At 39.9% G+C, this 20,869-nt stretch carries 18 protein-coding genes; 15 read left to right on the plus strand and 3 right to left on the minus strand.

Annotated elements, in window-relative coordinates; translation table 11 throughout:
* Nucleotides 1-73: 73 nt before the first annotated feature.
* The 6 genes from AOC29_RS01560 (at nt 74) to AOC29_RS01585 (ending at nt 6,838) form a co-directional block, all read left to right on the plus strand.
* Entirely contained in the window at nt 74-1,303 is a 1,230-nt protein-coding gene (locus AOC29_RS01560; protein ID WP_215296312.1) for an O-antigen ligase family protein, read from the plus strand.
* Between the two features lie 10 nt (nt 1,304-1,313).
* On the plus strand, nt 1,314-2,795 hold the full coding sequence (locus tag AOC29_RS01565) for a mannose-1-phosphate guanylyltransferase/mannose-6-phosphate isomerase (RefSeq protein WP_215296313.1): 1,482 nt from the start codon (nt 1,314-1,316) through the stop codon (nt 2,793-2,795).
* Between the two features lie 41 nt (nt 2,796-2,836).
* Complete coding sequence (gmd, locus tag AOC29_RS01570; protein WP_215296314.1) at nt 2,837-3,964, plus strand: GDP-mannose 4,6-dehydratase; 1,128 nt, start codon at nt 2,837-2,839, stop codon at nt 3,962-3,964.
* A gap of 32 nt (nt 3,965-3,996) precedes the next feature.
* On the plus strand, nt 3,997-4,974 hold the full coding sequence (locus AOC29_RS01575; RefSeq protein ID WP_215296315.1) for a GDP-L-fucose synthase: 978 nt from the start codon (nt 3,997-3,999) through the stop codon (nt 4,972-4,974).
* A 1-nt stretch (nt 4,975) separates the two neighbouring features.
* A complete protein-coding gene (locus AOC29_RS01580; RefSeq protein ID WP_215296316.1) occupies nt 4,976-6,049 on the plus strand; it encodes a hypothetical protein in 1,074 nt (357 codons plus the stop codon).
* 249 nt (nt 6,050-6,298) lie between these two features.
* Entirely contained in the window at nt 6,299-6,838 is a 540-nt protein-coding gene (locus tag AOC29_RS01585; protein ID WP_215296317.1) for a hypothetical protein, read from the plus strand.
* Here AOC29_RS01585 and AOC29_RS01590 read toward each other — a convergent pair.
* Genes AOC29_RS01590 through AOC29_RS01600 form a run of 3 tightly spaced genes read right to left on the minus strand, consistent with a single transcriptional unit; the run spans nt 6,828 to nt 10,802 of the window.
* On the minus strand, nt 6,828-8,516 hold the full coding sequence (locus AOC29_RS01590) for a hypothetical protein (RefSeq protein ID WP_215296318.1): 1,689 nt from the start codon (nt 8,514-8,516) through the stop codon (nt 6,828-6,830). The genes AOC29_RS01585 and AOC29_RS01590 overlap by 11 nt on opposite strands.
* 27 nt (nt 8,517-8,543) lie before the next feature.
* Complete coding sequence (locus AOC29_RS01595) at nt 8,544-9,383, minus strand: hypothetical protein (RefSeq protein ID WP_215296319.1); 840 nt, start codon at nt 9,381-9,383, stop codon at nt 8,544-8,546.
* 6 nt (nt 9,384-9,389) lie between these two features.
* Nucleotides 9,390-10,802 carry an O-antigen ligase family protein gene (locus AOC29_RS01600; protein ID WP_215296320.1) on the minus strand — a complete coding sequence of 471 codons (1,413 nt, stop codon included), beginning with the start codon at nt 10,800-10,802 and terminating at the stop codon, nt 9,390-9,392.
* 63 nt (nt 10,803-10,865) lie between these two features.
* Here AOC29_RS01600 and AOC29_RS01605 point away from each other — a divergent pair, with 63 nt between their 5' ends.
* From AOC29_RS01605 to AOC29_RS01645, 9 genes are all read left to right on the plus strand, one after another.
* Entirely contained in the window at nt 10,866-11,759 is an 894-nt protein-coding gene (locus AOC29_RS01605; protein ID WP_215296321.1) for a hypothetical protein, read from the plus strand.
* 86 nt (nt 11,760-11,845) lie between these two features.
* Nucleotides 11,846-12,619 (plus strand): glucose-1-phosphate cytidylyltransferase, encoded by a 774-nt coding sequence (gene rfbF / locus AOC29_RS01610; protein WP_215296322.1) that lies wholly within the window; start codon nt 11,846-11,848, stop codon nt 12,617-12,619.
* Nucleotides 12,619-13,698 (plus strand): CDP-glucose 4,6-dehydratase, encoded by a 1,080-nt coding sequence (gene rfbG, locus AOC29_RS01615; RefSeq protein ID WP_215296323.1) that lies wholly within the window; start codon nt 12,619-12,621, stop codon nt 13,696-13,698. Before rfbF ends, rfbG begins: the two co-directional genes overlap by 1 nt.
* Nucleotides 13,698-15,041: a lipopolysaccharide biosynthesis protein RfbH gene (rfbH, locus tag AOC29_RS01620; RefSeq protein WP_215296324.1), complete on the plus strand. Its 1,344-nt coding sequence runs from the start codon at nt 13,698-13,700 to the stop codon at nt 15,039-15,041. Before rfbG ends, rfbH begins: the two co-directional genes overlap by 1 nt.
* 17 nt (nt 15,042-15,058) lie before the next feature.
* On the plus strand, nt 15,059-15,847 hold the full coding sequence (locus tag AOC29_RS01625; protein ID WP_251370034.1) for a transketolase: 789 nt from the start codon (nt 15,059-15,061) through the stop codon (nt 15,845-15,847).
* Nucleotides 15,848-15,863: 16 nt separating this feature from the next.
* Entirely contained in the window at nt 15,864-16,742 is an 879-nt protein-coding gene (locus tag AOC29_RS01630; protein ID WP_215296325.1) for a transketolase family protein, read from the plus strand.
* Entirely contained in the window at nt 16,733-17,659 is a 927-nt protein-coding gene (locus AOC29_RS01635) for an NAD-dependent epimerase/dehydratase family protein (protein WP_215296326.1), read from the plus strand. The genes AOC29_RS01630 and AOC29_RS01635 overlap by 10 nt, the downstream gene beginning before the upstream one ends.
* A gap of 309 nt (nt 17,660-17,968) precedes the next feature.
* Complete coding sequence (locus tag AOC29_RS01640) at nt 17,969-19,738, plus strand: ABC transporter ATP-binding protein (RefSeq protein ID WP_215296327.1); 1,770 nt, start codon at nt 17,969-17,971, stop codon at nt 19,736-19,738.
* Nucleotides 19,739-19,848: 110 nt separating this feature from the next.
* Nucleotides 19,849-20,865, plus strand: coding sequence for an NAD-dependent 4,6-dehydratase LegB (locus tag AOC29_RS01645; protein WP_215296328.1), 1,017 nt, complete (start codon nt 19,849-19,851; stop codon nt 20,863-20,865).
* The last annotated feature ends 4 nt before the right edge of the window (nt 20,866-20,869 follow it).

Below are 20,869 nucleotides of genomic sequence, written 5' to 3' on the forward strand. Positions count from 1 at the left end.
ATTGCAGTGGACATTCACTATGCTTCCTCATACGTTGGGAATTCGTAGCATTAGTTTTGCTGTTGGAGCGATTTTGGGTGTTTACATCATCATAAAGAATTATCGATTGCTGTTTCAAAAAAATGCAGTACCCATTTGGTTGATATTTTTACTATTCGCCTGGATGACGGCTCATCTTTTATTTATTGGAACAAATCATGAGCTTCAAACTGCAGAATATTTGAGCCTTTGGAAGCGTGCGGCTTTGGGCGCTATCTTTGCAATCGGTTTTGGGATTTCAGTCTCTAAGAGTAATCGGGCCCGTGATTGGTGGATTGTGATCATCGGTATTTGGACTCCGACGATAATTTATTTTATTAAATATGTAGCCACCTTTTTTCTGTCAGCTATTGCTTTAAAAGCGCCAATTTTCCTTAAACTTTTTTATGGCCCTGAAGAGTTTTATGTAGCCAAGATAGCCTATGTATTTTTTTGTTTACCACTTTTGGCTATTGCACTAGGTATGTTGTCAGTCAACCTCAAGAGGGCTGATGTTAATCAAGCAAGCTATATTGGTGAGCAATGGTTTTGGCTATTTGCCGTAATTGCTGTGTTAGGTCTATTCATTTGTGAAAATATCAAGAACGGCATTATTTACTCTGCGGTGCTGATAATTGTTTTCTTGATTTCAGTATTGAAAAATGGCCTGTATAGACTATCGAAGTCTAATTTGAAAATGATTGCGGTGATTTTGTTGGCTGGCATTATTTTTGTATTCCATAACATTTGTTCTAATTCTTCTTGGGGAACTCTGTGGGCAGATTATGAAATTGCTTCTCAGGTTTCCCCCGATGTTGTTTGGAAAACTCAAGATTCCTATTATCCAAAAAATAAATATGGGGTGACTGTTTCAGTCACCAATTTTGATCGTATTTTTTTTGCCGCCACTGGACTAAATTTGCTGGAAAATAATCTAATGGGGTATGGTTTGGTGCAGAGCTCGTTTGGGCATCTTGCTCGTGAGCAATGGCCTAACGCCCCCTTAATCCAGAGTCATAGTGGATGGTTGGATTTGGCTTTAGGTTTAGGTGTGCCAGGAGTTTTATTTCTCCTTATCAGCTCTCTATTGGCGATTAGCAATATTGCCCCCCAATCATTGCCTTGGTCTATATTTGGAGCGTGGGGTCTAGGAAGCATTTTGCTTTTATATTGCACCACTGAGGTAGCCCAAAAAAATTATGTTGATACCTTTGTTTGGTTGATTGTGCTGGTAGCATCACTGTCATTGCAGCCACCTAAAGACTTTTCTAAGCTTGCTCATTAACATTTAATTTATGTCAAAGATCGATATCAACCCAATTGTCTTGTGCGGAGGCTCTGGCACTCGTTTGTGGCCTTTATCTCGTGTGAGTTTTCCTAAGCAATTTTTGGTTTTATCGGGCGATGACTCTGGCAAGAGCTTATTTCAACAGGCTATTGAGCGAATTAATTTGATTGGCGATTCCGAATTGCAAATCGGCCAAACCTTAGTGGTGACTAATGAGGATCATCGTTTTTTGGTGCTAGATCAATTGCGCGAACTGCCCAATATTCATGCCACCTTGTTGCTTGAGCCATCCGGAAGAAACACTGCTCCTGCCCTAACCTTGGCTGCATTGCAAGCAATGACAGAAAAAAGTGACCCAATTTTGGTTATTACGCCAGCAGATCAAACAGTTAAAGATTCTGCTACGTTTACTAAAGCTCTCCAAGAATGTACTAAGGTTGTTGCATCTGATGGTGATAAGAAAACTATTGTTATTTTGGGTATTACTCCAACAGCACCAGAAACTGGTTATGGCTACATACAGCGCAATGACAATGTTGGTCCATTTGGAGAGTTCTCAGTCAACAAATTTGTTGAAAAACCAAATCTAGAAACCGCCCAGTCTTATTTAGATAATGGACATTATTTTTGGAATAGCGGAATGTTTGTCCTGCACGCTAGTACCTGGCTTTCAGCCTTAAAAGAATATCGTCCAGATATTTTTGATATGGCAAATAAATCCTGGGAGGCTAAAACGATTGATCAGACTGGCACCGTCTCTTTTGCCCGTCCTGATAAAGCGCTTTTTAATGCAATACCCAGTGAGTCTATTGACTATGCTGTAATTGAAAAGTGTCCTGGCTCTCAGTTTTCTGTAAAGATGGTTGAGCTTAATGCAGGCTGGAATGATCTTGGTGCATGGGATGCGGTATGGCAAGTTGGTATGCAAGATGAGCAAGGAAATGTAATCGTAGGCGATGCCATGTTGTCTAACTCCAGAAATTCCTTGGTCCATGCAAGTGGTAGGCTAGTAAGTGCCGTAGGGGTAGATAATCTGATTATTGTAGAGACTGCTGATGCTGTATTGGTTGCTGATAGGGCTAATAGTCAAGACGTTAAAAATATTGTGCTTCGTTTAGAGGCTCAAAATCGCGAAGAGAAAAATTTACACCGAAAAGTAGCAAGACCTTGGGGTTGGTACGATAGCGTGGATGAGGGTGAGCGATTTAAAGTGAAACGAATTCAGGTAAAACCAGGCGCAAGCTTGTCTTTGCAAATGCATCACCACAGGGCGGAGCATTGGATTGTTGTAAAAGGCATCGCCGAAATTACCAATGGCGATCAAGTTATTACCTTACATGAAAATCAGAGCACTTACATACCTCAAGGGCAGACTCACCGGCTTGCTAACCCTGGAACAGAGCCCCTTGAAATCATTGAAGTGCAGTCAGGCAGCTATCTAGGCGAGGATGATATTGTTCGCTTTGAAGATAGTTATGGCCGCAGTTAAAACGTTGCATTAATTTTTTTAAAGCAATTAAGCAGAAGAATATGAGCAAACAAAAAATCGCCTTAATCACTGGCATCACCGGGCAAGATGGTTCTTATCTCGCCGAATTTCTTTTAGAAAAAGGCTATATTGTTCATGGCATCAAGCGTCGTGCCTCTTCTTTTAATACTGAGCGTATCGACCACATCTATCAAGATCCACACATAAACCATCCTGATTTAATTTTGCACTATGGTGATTTAACGGATACCAGTAATTTAGTACGCATCATCCAGCAAACTCAGCCTGACGAAATTTATAACTTGGGCGCACAGTCTCATGTAGCCGTCTCTTTTGAGTCTCCCGAGTACACGGCAGATGTCGATGCGATGGGTCCACTGCGTATGTTGGAGGCTATTCGCATCTTGGGTTTAGAACAGAAAACCCGTTTTTATCAAGCCTCAACTTCAGAGCTTTATGGTTTAGCGCAAGAGATTCCGCAAAAAGAAACTACCCCTTTCTATCCAAGAAGTCCTTACGCCGTTGCTAAGATGTATGCCTACTGGATTACTGTGAACTATCGTGAAGCTTATGGCATTTATGCGTGTAACGGTATCCTCTTTAATCATGAGTCTAAGCGCCGTGGTGAAACCTTTGTGACGCGTAAAGTTACTCGTGGTTTGGCTAATATTGCTCAAGGCCTAGATAAGTGTCTTTATATGGGTAATATCGATGCCCTGCGCGACTGGGGTCATGCTAAAGACTATGTGCGCATGCAGTGGTTGATGCTCCAACAAGATAAGCCAGAGGACTTTGTGATTGCTACTGGTGTGCAGTTCACTGTTCGTGAATTTATTACCCGAAGTGCCAAGCAACTCGGTATCTCTCTTAAGTTTGAAGGAACTGCTGAAAATGAAAAAGCTATCGTAGCCTCAATTGAGGGCGACAAAGCGCCAGCCTTAAAAGTCGGTGATGTGGTTGTGCAGATCGACCACCGCTACTACCGTCCAACTGAAGTGGAAACCCTCTTGGGTGATCCCACGAAGGCCAAAGAAAAACTGGGCTGGGTTCCGGAAATTACCTTAGATCAAATGATTGTGGAGATGGTAGCGAACGACCTGGATCAAGCCAAGCAGAATGCATTACTCCATAAGCATGGTTATTCGATAGCAGTAGGTAAAGAAAACTAAAAAATAGAAACAAAAAGATAAAAAATATCCACATGAGTAAAGATCTAAATCAAAAGATTTATGTGGCAGGCCACAGGGGTATGGTGGGTTCTGCTATTATGCGCAATCTACAGGCTAAGGGCTTTAGTAATATCGTCACCCGCACGCATGCAGAGCTTGATCTGACTAATCAGTCTGCAGTCCAATCCTTCTTTGAGCTTGAAAGGCCTAATCAAGTCTATTTGGCTGCCGCTAAAGTGGGCGGTATCCATGCGAATAATACTTTTCCGGCAGAGTTTATTTATCAAAATCTGATGATGGAGTCTAATGTCATTCATCAGGCTTTTGTTAGTGGGGTAAAAAAACTCTTGTTCTTAGGTTCTAGCTGCATTTATCCAAAGTTGTCTCCACAGCCGATGAGCGAGTCTGCATTATTGACGGGAACGCTAGAACCAACGAATGAGCCTTATGCGATTGCCAAAATTGCAGGTATCAAATTATGCGAAAGCTACAACCGTCAATATGGCGACAGCCATGGGATTGACTATCGCTCAGTTATGCCGACTAATTTATATGGTCCAGGTGATAACTATCATCCGGAAAATAGTCATGTAATCCCTGCGCTCATTAGAAGATTTCATGAGGCAAAGGTAAGTAATACGCCGGAAGTAGTGATCTGGGGAACGGGTACCCCAAAACGAGAATTTCTCTGTGTTGATGATATGGCTGCTGCTTCTGTCTTTGTGATGGATCTAGACAAGACTATCTACGATCAGCATACCGAGCCAATGCAGAGTCATATCAATGTCGGATTTGGTAGTGATATCACGATTAATGAGTTAGCCCATGCAGTAGCTAAAGCAACCGGCTATCAAGGCAACATCAGCTTTGATCCAAGTAAGCCTGATGGTGCACCAAGGAAGTGGATGAATTCAAGTCGATTAAACAGTTTAGGTTGGATGCCCCAAGTTGACCTCCTGACTGGTTTATCAGGCGCTTATAACGCATACCTTTTATCGGTGCATACCTAGCATGGCATTTAATAAGCTTTCAAAAGACCCTATGCGATTTATTGGGAAACTCTTAAAGTACTTTGATAAAAATAAATCTGCCTATCGCACCCAATTTGAAGAAGAATATTTATTTTCGATTGCAAACACTCGCTTTGTTGGTAGTTACCCCCTTATGGCTCGGTGTAACATTAGTCCAAAAGATCCTCAATCAAGTTCAGTAGATCATGAGTATCTGGCAAAAATTCCTGAAAGGATAAAGGCTTACCCACGGGAATCTGATCCTATTTCAATTTATATATGCACAGATGCATTGCCTAAATTTGTCACTGAGGTTTTGAAGCATATTCAATTACCATTTGTATTGGTTACTGGGGATAGCGATATATCGATCAATCGTTCCTACTTGGGTGAAAATTTTGATCGGATTATCGAAAATCCATTTTTAGATACTTGGTTTGCTCAAAATAAAGCTATTGATAGCCCAAAACTTCAGTCCCTGCCGATCGGTATAGATTTTCATTCCAAGTGGGTCGACCCCCAAATATGGGGAGGGGGGTTGATCTTGCCAGCATTGCAAGAGCTGGAACTAAGAAAGATCTTTTCTGAATCACTCCCGTGGTCTGAACGCGAGCCCAAAGCGTATTGTGATTGGATATTCTCATTAGATCGCGGTGATCGTAGCTTATGTAAAGAGCATGTTGACTTATCTGCCTGTATTTTTCCACAGGCAAATTTGTCAAGAACGATGGCTTGGCAAGCGCAAAGCAATTACGCTTTTGTGATCAGCCCTAGTGGCGCAGGTACTGATTGTCACAGGACTTGGGAGGCCTTAGCGCTGGGATGTATACCAATCGTTAAAAGGCATCATTTGAGCGATCTATTTGTGGATTTACCAGTCATTGTGGTTGATGAATGGAAAATTGTTACTCAAGATTTTTTGATTGGGCAGCATGCAAACTTGAAAGACAGAGCATTTGATTACTCAGGACTCTTCTTGAGTTATTGGGCTGATAGGATTGGCTTGAAAAATTCTCCCGCACATCAGGCATCTAAAATGACGATGGATCAATATCGCCATTTAATAACGCAATAACCCAAAGTAATTCCTTGGGAAAACAATAGCTTAGGGCAAAAAAGCATGCATTTTAAGGATACTAATTTCAAGTTAGCCATCAAGAATCTGTTTCTTCCCAAAAAGAGGAATATGGTGGTGCTAGAGCCTCATTTAGGATTGGGAGATGGGCTGATTTGTTTGGCCTTGGTAAGAGAGCTTGTGAGGCGGGAGCCAAATACCAGGTTTTATTACGTATGCCTCCCATATTGTTACCATACCCTAGCCTGGATGTTTCAAGATTTGAAGCAGGTTTATTTATTTGTCGTTGATAGTGGAAGAGTGGCTCGCCAATTATCTGGCTTTTTGAATGCTAGATATATGCCAATTGGCCTTTTAAATGTCGATGTAAAACGTTTTGATGAAGCATTTTATGAGCAGCATCAAACTCCTTTTTTAAATCGTTGGGAGAATTGTTACGTACCGGCCGGCCCTCAATCCGATGCTTTATATGAGAGGCTCAACTCGCTAAATGAACCCTACATTTTGGCCTGCTCCGATGGTTCTGCTGGAACTAAATGTCAATTAAATATTGAAAATGGAAGGGCTAGAAAAGTTATTCAAGTGAACCCACAAACGAATAATCTTTATGATTGGACGAAATTAATTCTTCTGGCTGAGGAGATTCATACGATCGATACAGCCTTTGCGCACCTAGTCGAGAGCGTTTTGTATCCGTTAGATAAAAAGCCTGTACTTTTTTACCATTTAGCACGCAAAACTCCGGGAGAATTTACTCGAAAATTACCCTGGAATTATATTAATTATTGATACTTTCTATAGAGACCTGTAAATGAAAATCTTTCCGACAAAAGATAGCATAGCCATTGCGTACGTCTGGTCTATGGACTAGAAGACGGTAGTTCTCATTCAGCATGAGTTTTTGCATTGCATAAAAGCACTTATAGGTTTCTGTGTCGTCGAGTGCAATGATCTTAGCGCCAATTGTGTATTCTAGTTCTCGTTCACCTGTAAATTCTGAGCCATCAATTAAAACCATATCAAAAAACTGGATGTTCTCCATGGACTTGATTAGCTCAATACCATTAATGTCAGAACCTGATTTTTGTATGTAGGCAATATCATTGTGGTGCCATTTTAAAACTTTACTTAGTTTTGCATTGTTGAGTTTGGTGTAGACGGTGTTGTAAAAGTGAATAATCTCATGTCGATCTGGGAATTCTTTAGAAGAAATGGAGCTCAGGTTATATGCTTTGACAAATAAATCATTTTTATAAGTTTGATGAAGCGCATCAAACCTTACTTTGCTAAGCTCCATACAGTAAAAACGAACATCAGCTTTATCTGATCGTTGGCATATAGAACTAACGAATGCTTTCGTGCTACCGCCACCACTCGATGATCCGATCTCAAGAAATCTCTTTAGTTGAGGGTCTCTTGCTAAGTGATATAGATTATTGTAAAAATTATCCCCTTTAATTTCAGCCTCAATAACAGTATCGAGTGATTTTTTAGAGCGATTGATTCTATTTTTTAAGTTGGTAAAAATAGAATCGAACCAGTAAAAGAAATTCGATATGAATTGCTTTTTATCATTCCACCTAAGTATTTTATATGCGCAACTACTGGTTAGGTTTACATTTTTAAATTTTACGAAGAGGGCAATGAATTTTTTTGATGAGCCTTGAAAGTGTAAGCAAGATAGGGGCATTAGAGCTGTGGACTTGACTGGTTTAGCAAAGTACGTTTTATTTGCGTAGCTAATTTGTTTGATGTCTAATAGCTGATTTTTTATAAACTCATTCGGGAAATAGTTTCCGCCCATATTAATATTGTGATCGAATAGTTGGTAGCCATCCAAATGGGCGCGAGCAGTATTGAATATTTTCCCTTTATTTTCCTGTTGCCATAAGAAGAGAGCGGTCATATCACAAATACCCCCAGGGATTTTTGTAGTCATGTGGTACGCATATTTGGTTTGAAGTCTCTCTATCATGAGGCTTGCATACATGCCAGCTAAAAATGTTACGAAGCTTGATAAGGCCTCTAGCGTCCAGAATGAAACATGTGGTGAGCTGGCCCAATCCATGTCGCCTTGGACTGGCGTTGAAAGTGCCGCCCAATATTTGTTTTTTATTAGTACGTCTTGTCCGAATGTGGATAAGTTTGTAAGCAGCATCACATCGCTATCGATCATCCAAAATGACTTTATTTTTTGGGATTTGACTACCTGCAGCAGGTAAAAGAAGCGCTTAAAACATAGCAATTCAAATTCCTGAGAATTACTAGACATGTGAACATAAGCCTTTTCAAATGCTAAATACTCTTTCGAAATAATTTTTTTTGAATCATGGAATTCGCTACAGAAACTTCCTATTATGTGATCGGTTCCAATGAGTTCCGTATAGTTTCCATGCGCCCTTGAAAACTCAATGGCACGTTGCAGGTAGCTTTGAGAACCTTGATGGATTATAAAAATAGGCAGCATGAATTTAGTATCAATATTCGTATAAAGTTATTTACGTAAGTCAAAACTTAGTGAGTTTTTAAGCTTCTGGGGGATGGGGTAACCACCTGAAAAGTGGAGAATAAAACTCGAATCTAAAGTTTTTTCAATAAGGGCGATATAAGGGGGGAGAAATAAAAAATTCTTTCTTTTGGGAATGAATCGCTTTAGTAATTGGTTGATTTTTTCTTGCGTTCTGATGAGGAGGTAATTAAATCGGGCATTCTTTTCGCATGAGAAATAAATTAGCTGATTATTGAACTTCACATTCAAAGGGAAAAATAGATCAGCATTCTGAGTAAGGTATGACATCGGGATCTCTTCTAATGAAGTCATTTCTTTTCCCTGGTAAGCTCCGCCGAAGTAATAGGTCGAAAAAATTTCACTTACAACACTCGGCTTTGCGACCCATACACCGCTATTAATGATGCCGATAATTTTTGAGTTAAATTTAAACCCCTCATTGGTAAATCTGTTAGTTAGGGTCGTAATTCTGCTGAAATCTTTGTTAAACCATACTCGATTTGCTTGAAGATACTCAACTTTATCTAAGGGGTCGAGTACCGCGCCAAACCCTTTTGTCTCATCGACGCAGTTAAATATATTCGGTGCATTTTTAGAAATGATTACATCCAAATCTAGGAATGCTATCCATTTATACTGTGAGTAGGATTTAGGTAAGAGCATTTTTTGTGTAAGGATATGACCATGCATGTTGGGGTCGGGCGCTCTTCGACAAATCTCTAGATTGGCCCCACATTTTTTTGCATAGACTTCAAACTGAAGTTTAGAGCCCTCATAAAGAGCCTCATATCTCGGCCCAATAACCATTAGAACAATTGCGTTCATATTCGCCTAATCTTTTTCTTTGTGAGATAAAAGGATGGGGGTACCAGTGCCGGCAGCAAACAAGCACACCATAAAAATCAAATGTTCTATATATTCTTTTTCGCTTACCTCAAGGAAGATCCAGGCCATAGTGATTCCTCCTATTGCCCAAATTGAGCAATAGACCCACAAAATTTGGTGGGGGTTAAAATATTTCTTGCTTGATATTATTTGGTGGGCGTTGAGAAGTGCCAGGGCGATTGCGCTAAGAAATAAAGCTAAACCTGGGATGCCTACTCCTAAAGTAAAGTCAACCCAACCACTGTGTGTGTGGTCTGCGGTTGAGCCTGGATATAGTTCGGACAGGTAAAGACCATAGGGTAAATAAGTAAATCCAGCACCTAAGGGGTGAGCTTGAATAATTCGAACCCCTTGGATGGCATTGGCAACTCTGTAATAAGTGCTGGCATTGATAGGATGGCCATCGGGCGCCTTGGGAACCAGGGGTAAATCTGGATAAAATCTCCAATTGGGATGTAAATCAATTTGCGCTGCAATTTGAACGTCAGACCAAATATTGTATAGTTTTCCACCATCACGTTTACTGTAGTTATGTAGCGTAAAGAAAATTGCGAAGATTGATAAAAAAATAACTCCCAGCTTGATATACCTACCCTTGCTGAAGCTTGAGTACGAGATTCTTGTAATTAAAACTAAAGTACTGATGGAGGCAATTAGGAGTCCATTTAAACTACGTAAGGTGTAAAAGGCTGCAAAACAACCAAAAAAAACAGTAGGCATAAGAAAGATATATGACCTATCAGCAAACTTTTCTTTAAAAATAAATGGTTGATGTGTTAGATAGTCAATATATGCACATGATATAAAAAAAGGCCACAATAAAAAATACGTCCCGCCTGCCTTTGAGATAAACATTCCATTAAAATATCCATCGTTATATAGTCCCCCGTAGCTATAGCTATAAAATAAGTATTTAAATAAATAAATTAACAATAAGGAGGAAAAGCTCAAAAGCGCTATGTTCTGTAAAATCCTAGATTGGGTTATATATAGGCCGAATGCTGATCCAAGAATAATGGCTAAAAAGACCCTGAGCCATGTGCTCTTCAACTCTTTAATTGCAACTTCGGGGGCAATGGGAAAGGCGAAGTAGTGGACCCACATCCAGGCGATAAGCGCTAGAAGTAAGTACATCGAAAAAAACCGCGATTGCAGCAATTTCTTCCCAAGTGATATTAGTAAAGCTAGACCAAGAATTGATCCTACACTCAAAAAAATATTGCGCATAGCAATAGTGTGGGGAAATGCCCAGATGTTTAGCACGCCAAAACTACAGATAGCGATAACTAATTTGTAGAGGTCTCGCCAATGTTTTATTTTACTTGAGTCGAGGTGTTTAGTAAGGGGATGCAGTTTCATTTTGAACTCTAAATGACCAATGGTTAGGTGTGAGTGAGATATTCATTCATTAAATTATTAAAATTGACAGCAAATTCGGCAAATAGTGATAACATCAGTTATGAACAATATGTACAAGCTTTAGTTAACCCCCGCCAGCGATTTTTAAATCCCCGCCTTATGAGTTCAGAATCAAACAATAATCTAATTTTGGTCTCAGATCTATTAAATTTTGTAAAAAAAGCATACAAAAGTGTTTTGCTTTTTACTATTTTTGGTTTAGCTCTCTCTACTGCATATTATTTTGTTACTCCAGTTGACTATATGACTAAGGCGGTGATTTCTATGCCAGCATTTATCGCTGAAACCAATAGCTCGCCTTACTTAATTGAGGAGCCCGTGAGGGCTGTAGCTCGGTTAGAGTCAACTCCAGTCGACAATATCGATGGTTTGGATCGTGCCTGTGGGTGGGCGCCTGAATATCGGGGAGTTGTTTTGGCTGAGAAAGCAAAACTTGCGACCATGAAAGATATGCCTGGAGCAATGAGCCTGCAAATCAGAGCGAACAGCATTGAAGTGGGAGAGGCTTGCATTATGAAAATTTTGGAGTATCTACAACTCTCTCAGGTAGCTATGATTAATTCGAATCTTGAGATGCTTAGGGATGATCTCAGAAGAGAAAGGGAATTAGAACACGCTTTTATTGGTGCTGCCAAGTCCTCTAAATTTGCTGAAATGTTTAACAAGGGTTTTGGGGTTGAAAACTATATTTCGATACTGCGCAATATAGGTAAAATTGAGACGTCGATTAATAGGTCAAAAAATACAACTAGTCAGCTTGTTACCGCAATTAATTTTTCAATCAGGCGCCCAAACCTCATCTTTCTTTCTCTGCTAGGATTATTGGGGGGGGTAGTTTGCGGGCTAATTTTTGAGATCGGCAAAGGCGAACTTATAGAAATGAAAAAAATCGACTGATTGCGGGTGCGATCTGTTGAATTTCACTTTTACGAGTTGTGTCACTGCCAGATATTGAGTTTTTAACTTTTTATTAAGCATTTATTATGAAAGTAGTTATTCTGGCGGGCGGTCTAGGTACTCGAATTTCAGAGGAGACCGAAAGCAAGCCTAAACCCATGATTGAGATAGGCGGTATGCCAATTTTGTGGCATATCCTCAAGCTCTATTCGGCACATGGAGTAAATGACTTTATCATTTGCTGTGGCTATAAGGGATATGTTATTAAAGAATATTTTGCAAACTACTTTTTGCATATGTCCGATGTGACATTTGATATGGCTCAAAACAAGATGGAGGTCCATCATCGATATGCAGAGCCTTGGAGGATTACCCTCATAGATACTGGCTCTGAGACGATGACCGGTGGACGCCTAAAACGGGTTGCTCAATACGTTAAGGACGAAGAGGCGTTTTGCTTTACTTATGGCGATGGTGTGAGCGATGTAAACATAACTGAGCTCATTGCTTTTCACAAAAGTCATGGCAAAAAGGCGACATTGACGGCAGTCTATCCACCGGGACGATTTGGAGCAATTGATATTCACATAAATCATCAAATTACCTCCTTTAAAGAGAAGCCAAAGGGTGATGGCGGCATGATTAATGGTGGCTTTTTTATCCTCTCTCCAGAGGTAATTAATCTTATTAAGGATGATTCCACCATTTGGGAGCGTGAGCCTTTGGAGAGTTTGGCACAGCAGTCGGAGATGATGGCTTACCAGCATCATGGATTTTGGCAGCCAATGGATACGTTGCGCGATAAAAATTATCTTGAGGAGCTCTGGATTTCAGGTAGCCCACCCTGGAAATCTTGGTAATGAAAGTAGCACATGTTGACCCCGCATTTTGGAAGGGTAAAAAAGTCTTTTTAACTGGCCACACCGGATTTAAAGGTGGTTGGCTGTCTCTTTGGCTTTCATCCATGGGGGCAAAAGTTACAGGTTATGCACTAGCCGCCATTACAAGCCCTAACTTGTTTGATGTATTGGAAATTGATTCCCTGGTTGAGAAGTCGCATATCGCCAACATTTGTGACTTAGCAACTTTGCAAAAAGCAATGTCGGAAGCAAACCCTGATGTGGTGATTCACATGGCTGCCCAACCCTTGGTGCGCTATTCCTACGTTAATCCAGTAGAGACTTATGCGACCAATGTAATGGGTACCGTCCATGTTCTTGAGGGCGCACGGAATATTGATACTGTCCAAGCTACTGTGGTAGTAACTACGGATAAGTGTTACGAAAATAATGAATGGGTGTGGGGTTATCGTGAGAATGAGCCCATGGGCGGGCATGATCCCTACAGTAATAGTAAGGGATGCGCAGAGTTAGTGACTTCAGCTTACCGCCAGTCTTATTTTTCCAGTCCAAATTCAGTTAATAAGGTTGCATCTGCAAGGGCGGGCAACGTTATTGGTGGTGGAGATTGGTCACAGGATCGCTTAATCCCTGATGCAATTAAAGCTTTTGAATTAAATAAATCTTTAATGATTCGCAATCCTAGGGCAATCCGCCCCTGGCAGCATGTTTTAGAGCCTCTTTCTGGTTATTTAATTTTGGCCCAAGCTCTCTATGAGCAAGGCTCTGCCTATGCTACTAGCTGGAACTTTGGCCCACGTGATGAGGAAAATTGTTCGGTGCAAGAGATGATTGAACTTGTTATTGCTCAATGGGGAGGCTCAGCCAGATGGGAAAAAGAGGGCGCAGGGCAGCCGCATGAAGCCAGTCTTTTGAAGTTGGATTGCTCCAAAGCGCGTACGCAACTAGGCTGGATTCCAAGATGGGATTTAGAGATCGCCATACAAAAAATAGTGCAATGGCAAAAAGCCTATCAAACAAAAGAAAATATGCTAGAAGTTAGTCTTGCGCAAATTAATCACTATATGAGTACTAAATAATGACTACACAAACTATTGATGCTAGAAAATTAGAGCAAGAAAAATTACGCAAGCAAATTGCTGCATTAGTAGATCAATTTGCCGCTATTGAGTTTTCTCCACAAGTGTTTCATCCGGGACATACAGTTGTACCCCCATCCGGTAAATTGATTGGTGCTGAAGAGTTAAAAAATATGGTGGATGCCTCCTTGGATGGTTGGCTCACTGCTGGTCGTTTTAATGAGCAGTTTGAAAAGAAGTTGGCTGAATTTATAGGTGTAAAGCATGCTATTACGGTCAACTCTGGTTCATCCGCTAACTTGGTGGCATTTTCTACTCTTACCTCCCCGAAGTTGGGTGAACGCGCGATCCAGCAGGGCGATGAGGTGATTGGTGTTGCTGCTGGATTTCCCACAACAGTCAATCCAATTGTTCAATTTGGTGCCATTCCTGTATTTGTGGATGTAGATGAATACACGCATAATATTGACGCTTCAAAAATTGAAGCGTCCATTAGTCCAAAAACAAAAGCTATTATGCTGGCTCATTCCCTAGGCAATCCATTTAATTTAGAGGTGGTGACTGCACTTTGTAAGAAGCACAGCCTATGGCTTATTGAGGATTGCTGTGATGCGCTAGGCACTACTTACAAAGGTCAAATGGTGGGCACTTTTGGCGATATAAGTACATTAAGTTTTTATCCTGCGCACCATATCACCATGGGTGAGGGCGGCGCAGTTTTAACTAATAATTTTGAATTAAAACAGATTGCTGAGAGTTTTAGGGATTGGGGTCGAGATTGCTACTGCCCCCCTGGAAAAGATAACACGTGCGGCAAACGATTTTGCTGGAAGTTGGGTGATTTACCAGAAGGCTATGACCATAAATATACCTATAGCCATTTGGGCTACAACCTTAAAATTACTGATATGCAGGCAGCTTGTGCTTTAGCGCAATTGGAAAAAGCGCCGCAATTTATTCAAGCCCGAAAGGATAACTATGAATTTTTAAGGCGACGGCTTAGAACATGTGAGGAATTTTTACAGTTACCGAAGGCAACAGAACATTCCAGCCCATCTTGGTTCGGATTTCCCATCACCATAAAAGATGATTGTCCTGTATCAAGATTGGATCTAACGACCTTCTTGGATCAAAGCAAAATCGGAACGCGCTTGTTATTTGCTGGAAATTTGATTCGGCAGCCCTACATGAGTAATGTGAAGTTTCGGGTAAGTGGCGATTTAATTAATACTGATAGGGTAATGAAGAATACCTTCTGGATTGGGGTTCAACCGTCCCTAACTGAGGAGATGCTAGAGTTTGTGGTTGATAAGATTGAGCTCTATTTGGGTGTGAGGTTTTAATGATAGAAGTTCAGAGGATGGCAAATCGCATACGACAAAATTCACTAAAAATGGTTCATCGAGCAAAAGCATCTCATATCGCAAGCGCTCTTTCAATTTCCGATATTCTTGCGGTGCTATATGGTGTGGTTATGAAATATGACAGGTTGGATCAATACAATCCTGATCGTGATCGTTTTATTTTAAGTAAGGGCCATTCTTGTGTAGCAGTATATTCAACCTTAGCTGAGGTTGGCTTCTTATCTATTGATGATCTTGTTACTTATGGGGAAGATTTTTCTTGGCTGATGAATCATATTAGCCATAAGGTTAATGGGGTGGAATTCTCTACAGGGTCCTTGGGGCATGGTTTGCCGTTTGGTGTTGGGAAAGCCCTCGCAGCGAAGGCGAGAAACCGGCCTTGGAAAACTTTTGTTTTATTGAGCGATGGAGAGATGGATGAGGGCTCAAATTGGGAAGCGCTTATGTTCGCTTCACACCACAAGCTATCGGGTTTAACCGCAATAATTGACTACAATAAACTACAAAGCCTTGGAACTGTTTCCAGTACCCTTGCAATAGAGCCATTTTCCGATAAATTAAAGGCATTTGGCTGGAGCGTCAGGGAGATTGATGGCCATAATCATCAAGAAATTATTCAATCCCTCGTAAATGTGCCTGATGATAAGCCTTTGGCTATTATTGCCCACACCATTAAAGGTAAAGGCGTAAGTTTTATGGAGAATAAAGTGGAATGGCACTACAAAAACCCCAATGATGAGCAATTAGAATTGGCTCTAAGTGAGCTGAGGTTGGCGTATGCGTAACGCTTTTATTGAGGAGTTGGCCTTACAGGCTGAGTTAAATGAAAATATTGCATTAGTTGTTGGCGACTTGGGATATGGTGTTGTAGAGTCCTTCGCAAATCGTTTCCCAAAACGCTTTTTTAATGCAGGCGTGGCTGAGCAAAATATGATGGGGTTATCTGCAGGTTTAGCATCTGAGGGATTCCATGTTTTTGTCTATTCAATTGCTAATTTCCCCACTTTTAGATGTGCTGAACAAATCCGGAATGATGTTGATTATCATAAGTTGCCAGTAACAGTGGTCGCCGTTGGTGGGGGCTTGGCTTATGGGAATTTAGGGTACTCTCATCATGCAGTTCAGGACTACGCATTAATGAGAGCGCTTCCCAATATGCTAATTGCTGCACCTGGCGATCCCATGGAGGTTAGGTCTTGTATGCGATACATCATTCAACATCCTCAACCAAGTTATTTAAGGCTTGGTAAGTCTGGGGAGCCTTGCATCCATGACCACATCCCCGATGTATCTCCTGGTGAGTGGTTATCCATAAGGAGCGGGGCAAAGGGAGGGGAAATATTCCTAACAACCGGATCTACCTTGAATTTTGTAGATCAAATATTAAAAACTTCTCCAGAATTGCGGGATTACTCTTTAAGCTCGATGCCACTTTGGGGGATGAAATTCAAAAAAAATCAACCTAATCAGGTAGTGAAATATCAAAAAATTCGTACTATTGAAGATCATTTGATTGATGGAGGCTTTGGAAGTTGGTTGCTTGAATCAATGGCTACTAATTCAGAATTAATGATGCGAATTAATGTAAAAGCCCTAAATGACAGAGTGTGTGGTCTTGTTGGCAGTCAGTCTGCGTTAAATCTAGAGGGTGGTTTAACGAAATTACAAATATGCGAATAGCTATTCTAGGAAGTACAAGTGAAATTGCCAGGGATCTAGTAATTTCATTTTTTAAAAAGACTGACTATGACGTAGTTCTATATGGTAGAGATTCAAGTCTCATAAAGAAATGGTGCGACAAAGTAGGTATAAAAAAAAGATACCAAATTTCAGAATACCAAAGTTTAATTTCCGATGGATTTTATGATGCAGTAATTAATTTTATTGGGTCGGGAAACCCCGCAAGGACTCTAGAGATGGGGGAAAATATTTTTCATGTAAATCTTAAGTATGATGATTTCGCACTAGATTACCTTAAAAAATACCCTAGCTCTCGTTATCTTTACATGAGTAGTGGCGCTGTATATGGATCTAATTTTGAGGGGCCGGTAAATGATCAAAGCAAGGCGATGTTTGAGGTAAATAATACCCAATCTCAGCATTTTTATGCGCTTGCTAAGATTTACTCAGAGCTTCGACACCGCGCACTACGAGATTATGCAATAGTTGATATTCGTATATTTAATTATTTTAGCCACACTCAAGATATGAGTGCGCGATTTTTGATAACTGATATTGTGCGAGCAATTCAAGAAAAAAGTATATTTATAACGTCTGCTGAAAACATATTTCGCGATTATCTGTGCCCAGCAGATTTTTACGGGATTGTACAATCAATGTTGACGAGTAAGCCAGTAAATACAGCAATAGATTGTTATAGTCTGGCTCCAATAGATAAAATTAGTTTATTAACTTCGCTTAATGATAAATTCAACTTAAGGTATGAGCTGGACAACATAAATTCTGGGCTTAATGTAACGGGGAGTAAATCTCACTATTACTCTATAAATAGGGTTGCTGAAAAATTTGGTTACCAACCAACATCTACTTCGCTGAATGGAGTAAGCAGCGAAATAAAACTTTTGATTGGCGATTAAAATTAGATTCAAATAATACTTTGGCGTTAAGAAATGACTTTAATATAGTCAAAAATACCTTTCAATATAGGTGCGGTACCTAGTTTAAATTAATCTCAGTATATTATTTTTGCAACAAAGAAAATATTACTGCTAGTAGGTTCAACCTAAAGCCATTTCCTCAAGTGGTACTCTTGTGCGGCTGAATTTACAGTTATTTATTTATTCTTCATGAGATTATTAAATCAGCGTTATAAAATTAAAATTTAAAAAATAATATATATAGGCTATATAATTGAATGTTTTATTTAAGCCAATTTATAATTTCATATGTTAAAAGAATTAAGTAATGCATTTTTTGAATTATGGAGCTTACTCGATTTTCAGCGAAAACGAGAGCTTTCATTTGTACTTTTGGCAACTTTTTTTACATCATTAATTGAATTAATTAATTTAAGCTTAATCATTCCATTTATGGCGTCCTTGGTTGGTGCCGGTAGATATGGCAATTATCAATCTACCGATCTTATATCTAAGATCATTTCGCCAAAAAGTTCTGCTGAGTTGGTATATTTTTTAGCGTTTGCATTTGGTTTGAGCTCGCTCTTTGCGGGCGCCATGCGATTGTTGCTGTTGAGATTGAACGCTAGATTTTCTTTTAATCTAGGCGCAGATTTAAGTCTGATGCTGTTCAAAAAAAACCTATTTTTGAGTTATGAAGATCACTTAAATATTTCAAGTAATCTAGCAATTGATTCTGTTATTACTAAGACAAATTACATAGTTAATAATTTTATTTTTCCATCAATGCTCTTTTTTAGTTCGATAATAATTTTGATTGTGACTGTTGCCGCTTTATCTTACGTAAATTTCGCTATCGTTTTATTTTCTTTTTTAACATTTTCAGTCCTTTATTTGGTTATTAGCAAAACACTACAAAAGAAGTTATATGTTAACGGTATGAAAATTTCCGATTCCTCAAGCATGCTCGTTCGAATTTTACAAGAGAGTTTGGGAAATTATAGGGAGATCACGATTAATAAACTGCAAAGCTATTACATTAAACACTTTCAAGCGCTTGATATAAATTTAAGATCATCGGAGGCAGAGAATGCATTTATAGCAATGAGTCCAAGATTTATACTTGAAGCTAGTGGAATGATTTTAGTATCCGTATTGGCAATGTACATGATTAAACATTCAGATTCTATAGAGACATCAATTGGAGTTTTGGGTATCTTTGCGTTGGGTGCCCAAAAAATGCTTCCCATGATGCAGCAGACTTACGCATCTTTCTGTCAAATTAGGGCTAGTATGCCAGCATTAAAGGGCATTTTGAATTTACTAAGGTTTGATGATGTTTCGCATCTACAACATTGCATAAGCCTACCAATTGCATTCAAAGATAAAATTCTCTTCAAAGACGTTTCATTTTCTTATAAAAGTACTGCTGAAAAGTTTGTACTTAAGGATGTAAATTTATGCATTAATAAGGGGGATAAGATTGGGATTATTGGTCTTAGTGGAGGTGGAAAGAGCACTTTTCTGGATATATTCCTTGGTTTGCTGAGTCCCACCAGCGGTTATTTGAGTATCGATGGGGTTAAGGTGAGCACTCAGAATATGGATGATTGGCGAGCTAATATTGCGCAAGTACCTCAGAATGTTTTTCTTTTTGATTCTTCAATCGAGGAGAATATAGCAGTTGGTGTGCCTAAAGAAAAAATTGATTTAGACCGAATTGGTGTAGTTGCCAAACAAACATTACTGTACGATTTATTGGATATTTCGGAGGGCGAGCATATTTTTGGTCGAAATCTAGGTGAGGATGGGGTTCATCTTTCTGGTGGACAGCGTCAAAGGGTTGGTTTGGCTAGAGCTTTGTATCATCAGTCTAAGGTTTTGGTTTTGGATGAGCCAACAAGTGCTCTTGACCCTGAGTCCGAGTCCATTTTGGTTGGTAGCCTGTCGAATTTGGATGCTGAGTACACTGTTGTAATGGTCACTCATCGGCAGTCTTCGTTATCTGGTTGCAACAGAATTTTTAGAGTGGCTGATGGCATTATCGAGGAAGTTAATAGGCCTTTTGGGGCCTATTGAACTCGGGCTATTTAGCCGGTATTGATTTGCATGTATTGCATGTATTTTAAATAATTAAAATATCGCAATATTGTATTTAATTCGTTTTAATAATTTAGTGAAAATAACAAATGACAGTAATAGACGAGAGCAAGACAATTCTAGTGACTGGTGCCGATGGATTTATAGGATCGCATTTAACTGAAGCCTTGGTTAGGATGGGCTACAAAGTTCGCGCTTTTGTAATTTATAACTCCTTTGGCTCATGGGGGTGGTTAGACTCTTGTGGTGATGATGTTGCCGGAAGGTTTGAAGTGTTTTCTGGGGATATTCGCGATCCGTATGGTGTTAAGCGGGCTATGGAGGGTTGCAGCGCTGTATTGCATTTGGCGGCTCTCATTGCAATCCCATATTCCTATCATTCGCCGGAGACTTATGTTGATACAAATATTAAAGGCACCCTTAATGTACTCCAAGCGGCTCGTGAGCTAGGTGTAGAGCGCATTATTCATTGCTCAACTAGTGAGGTTTACGGAAGTGCACTTTTTGTTCCAATAACAGAAGATCATCCGTTGCAAGGGCAGTCTCCCTATTCGGCGACAAAGATAGCGGCCGATCAGCTTGCATACGCATTTTATGCCTCCTTTGGATTGCCAGTCGTTACTGTTAGACCATTTAATACATACGGGCCTCGACAATCCGCCCGCGCAGTAATACCCACAATAATTTCCCAGATTGCTAATGGAGTTAGGGAAATTCAACTCGGTGCTACATCGCCAACACGAGATTTTAATTTTGTTAAAGATACTGTTGCAGGATTTATTGCGGCACTTCTTTCAACTAAAGGGGTTGGAGAAGTCATCAATATTGGCAGTAACTTTGAAATATCAATTGGTGATACAGCATTACTAATTGCGGAAACTATGGGCGTAAAAATTAAAATTGTAACTGATCGTAACCGCTTGCGTCCTGAAACTTCTGAAGTTGATCGACTCTGGGCAGATAATTCAAAGGCGAAAAAACTTTTTGGATGGGAGCCAAAATATGGAGAGAGGGCTGGATTTATTGAGGGTATATCCGAAACCGTTGAATGGTTCTCAAACCCCAGAAATTTAGCCCACTATAAATCGCAAATCTATAATATATAAACAT

Origin of the sequence: Polynucleobacter sp. JS-JIR-5-A7 (assembly GCF_018687935.1) — a bacterium.
In the GTDB taxonomy this organism is placed as follows: domain Bacteria; phylum Pseudomonadota; class Gammaproteobacteria; order Burkholderiales; family Burkholderiaceae; genus Polynucleobacter.

Bases quoted from the DNA above. Each gene is read 5' to 3' on its own strand.
- AOC29_RS01565 (WP_215296313.1), top strand. From the start codon at position 1,314: ATGTCAAAGATCGATATCAACCCAATTGTCTTGTGCGGAGGCTCTGGC.
- gmd (WP_215296314.1), top strand. From the start codon at position 2,837: ATGAGCAAACAAAAAATCGCCTTAATCACTGGCATCACCGGGCAAGAT.
- AOC29_RS01575 (WP_215296315.1), top strand. From the start codon at position 3,997: ATGAGTAAAGATCTAAATCAAAAGATTTATGTGGCAGGCCACAGGGGT.
- AOC29_RS01580 (WP_215296316.1), top strand. From the start codon at position 4,976: ATGGCATTTAATAAGCTTTCAAAAGACCCTATGCGATTTATTGGGAAA.
- AOC29_RS01585 (WP_215296317.1), top strand. From the start codon at position 6,299: ATGTTTCAAGATTTGAAGCAGGTTTATTTATTTGTCGTTGATAGTGGA.
- AOC29_RS01590 (WP_215296318.1), bottom strand. From the start codon at position 8,516: ATGCTGCCTATTTTTATAATCCATCAAGGTTCTCAAAGCTACCTGCAA.
- AOC29_RS01595 (WP_215296319.1), bottom strand. From the start codon at position 9,383: ATGAACGCAATTGTTCTAATGGTTATTGGGCCGAGATATGAGGCTCTT.
- AOC29_RS01600 (WP_215296320.1), bottom strand. From the start codon at position 10,802: ATGAAACTGCATCCCCTTACTAAACACCTCGACTCAAGTAAAATAAAA.
- rfbF (WP_215296322.1), top strand. From the start codon at position 11,846: ATGAAAGTAGTTATTCTGGCGGGCGGTCTAGGTACTCGAATTTCAGAG.
- rfbG (WP_215296323.1), top strand. From the start codon at position 12,619: ATGAAAGTAGCACATGTTGACCCCGCATTTTGGAAGGGTAAAAAAGTC.
- rfbH (WP_215296324.1), top strand. From the start codon at position 13,698: ATGACTACACAAACTATTGATGCTAGAAAATTAGAGCAAGAAAAATTA.
- AOC29_RS01625 (WP_251370034.1), top strand. From the start codon at position 15,059: ATGGCAAATCGCATACGACAAAATTCACTAAAAATGGTTCATCGAGCA.
- AOC29_RS01635 (WP_215296326.1), top strand. From the start codon at position 16,733: ATGCGAATAGCTATTCTAGGAAGTACAAGTGAAATTGCCAGGGATCTA.
- AOC29_RS01640 (WP_215296327.1), top strand. From the start codon at position 17,969: ATGTTAAAAGAATTAAGTAATGCATTTTTTGAATTATGGAGCTTACTC.
- AOC29_RS01645 (WP_215296328.1), top strand. From the start codon at position 19,849: ATGACAGTAATAGACGAGAGCAAGACAATTCTAGTGACTGGTGCCGAT.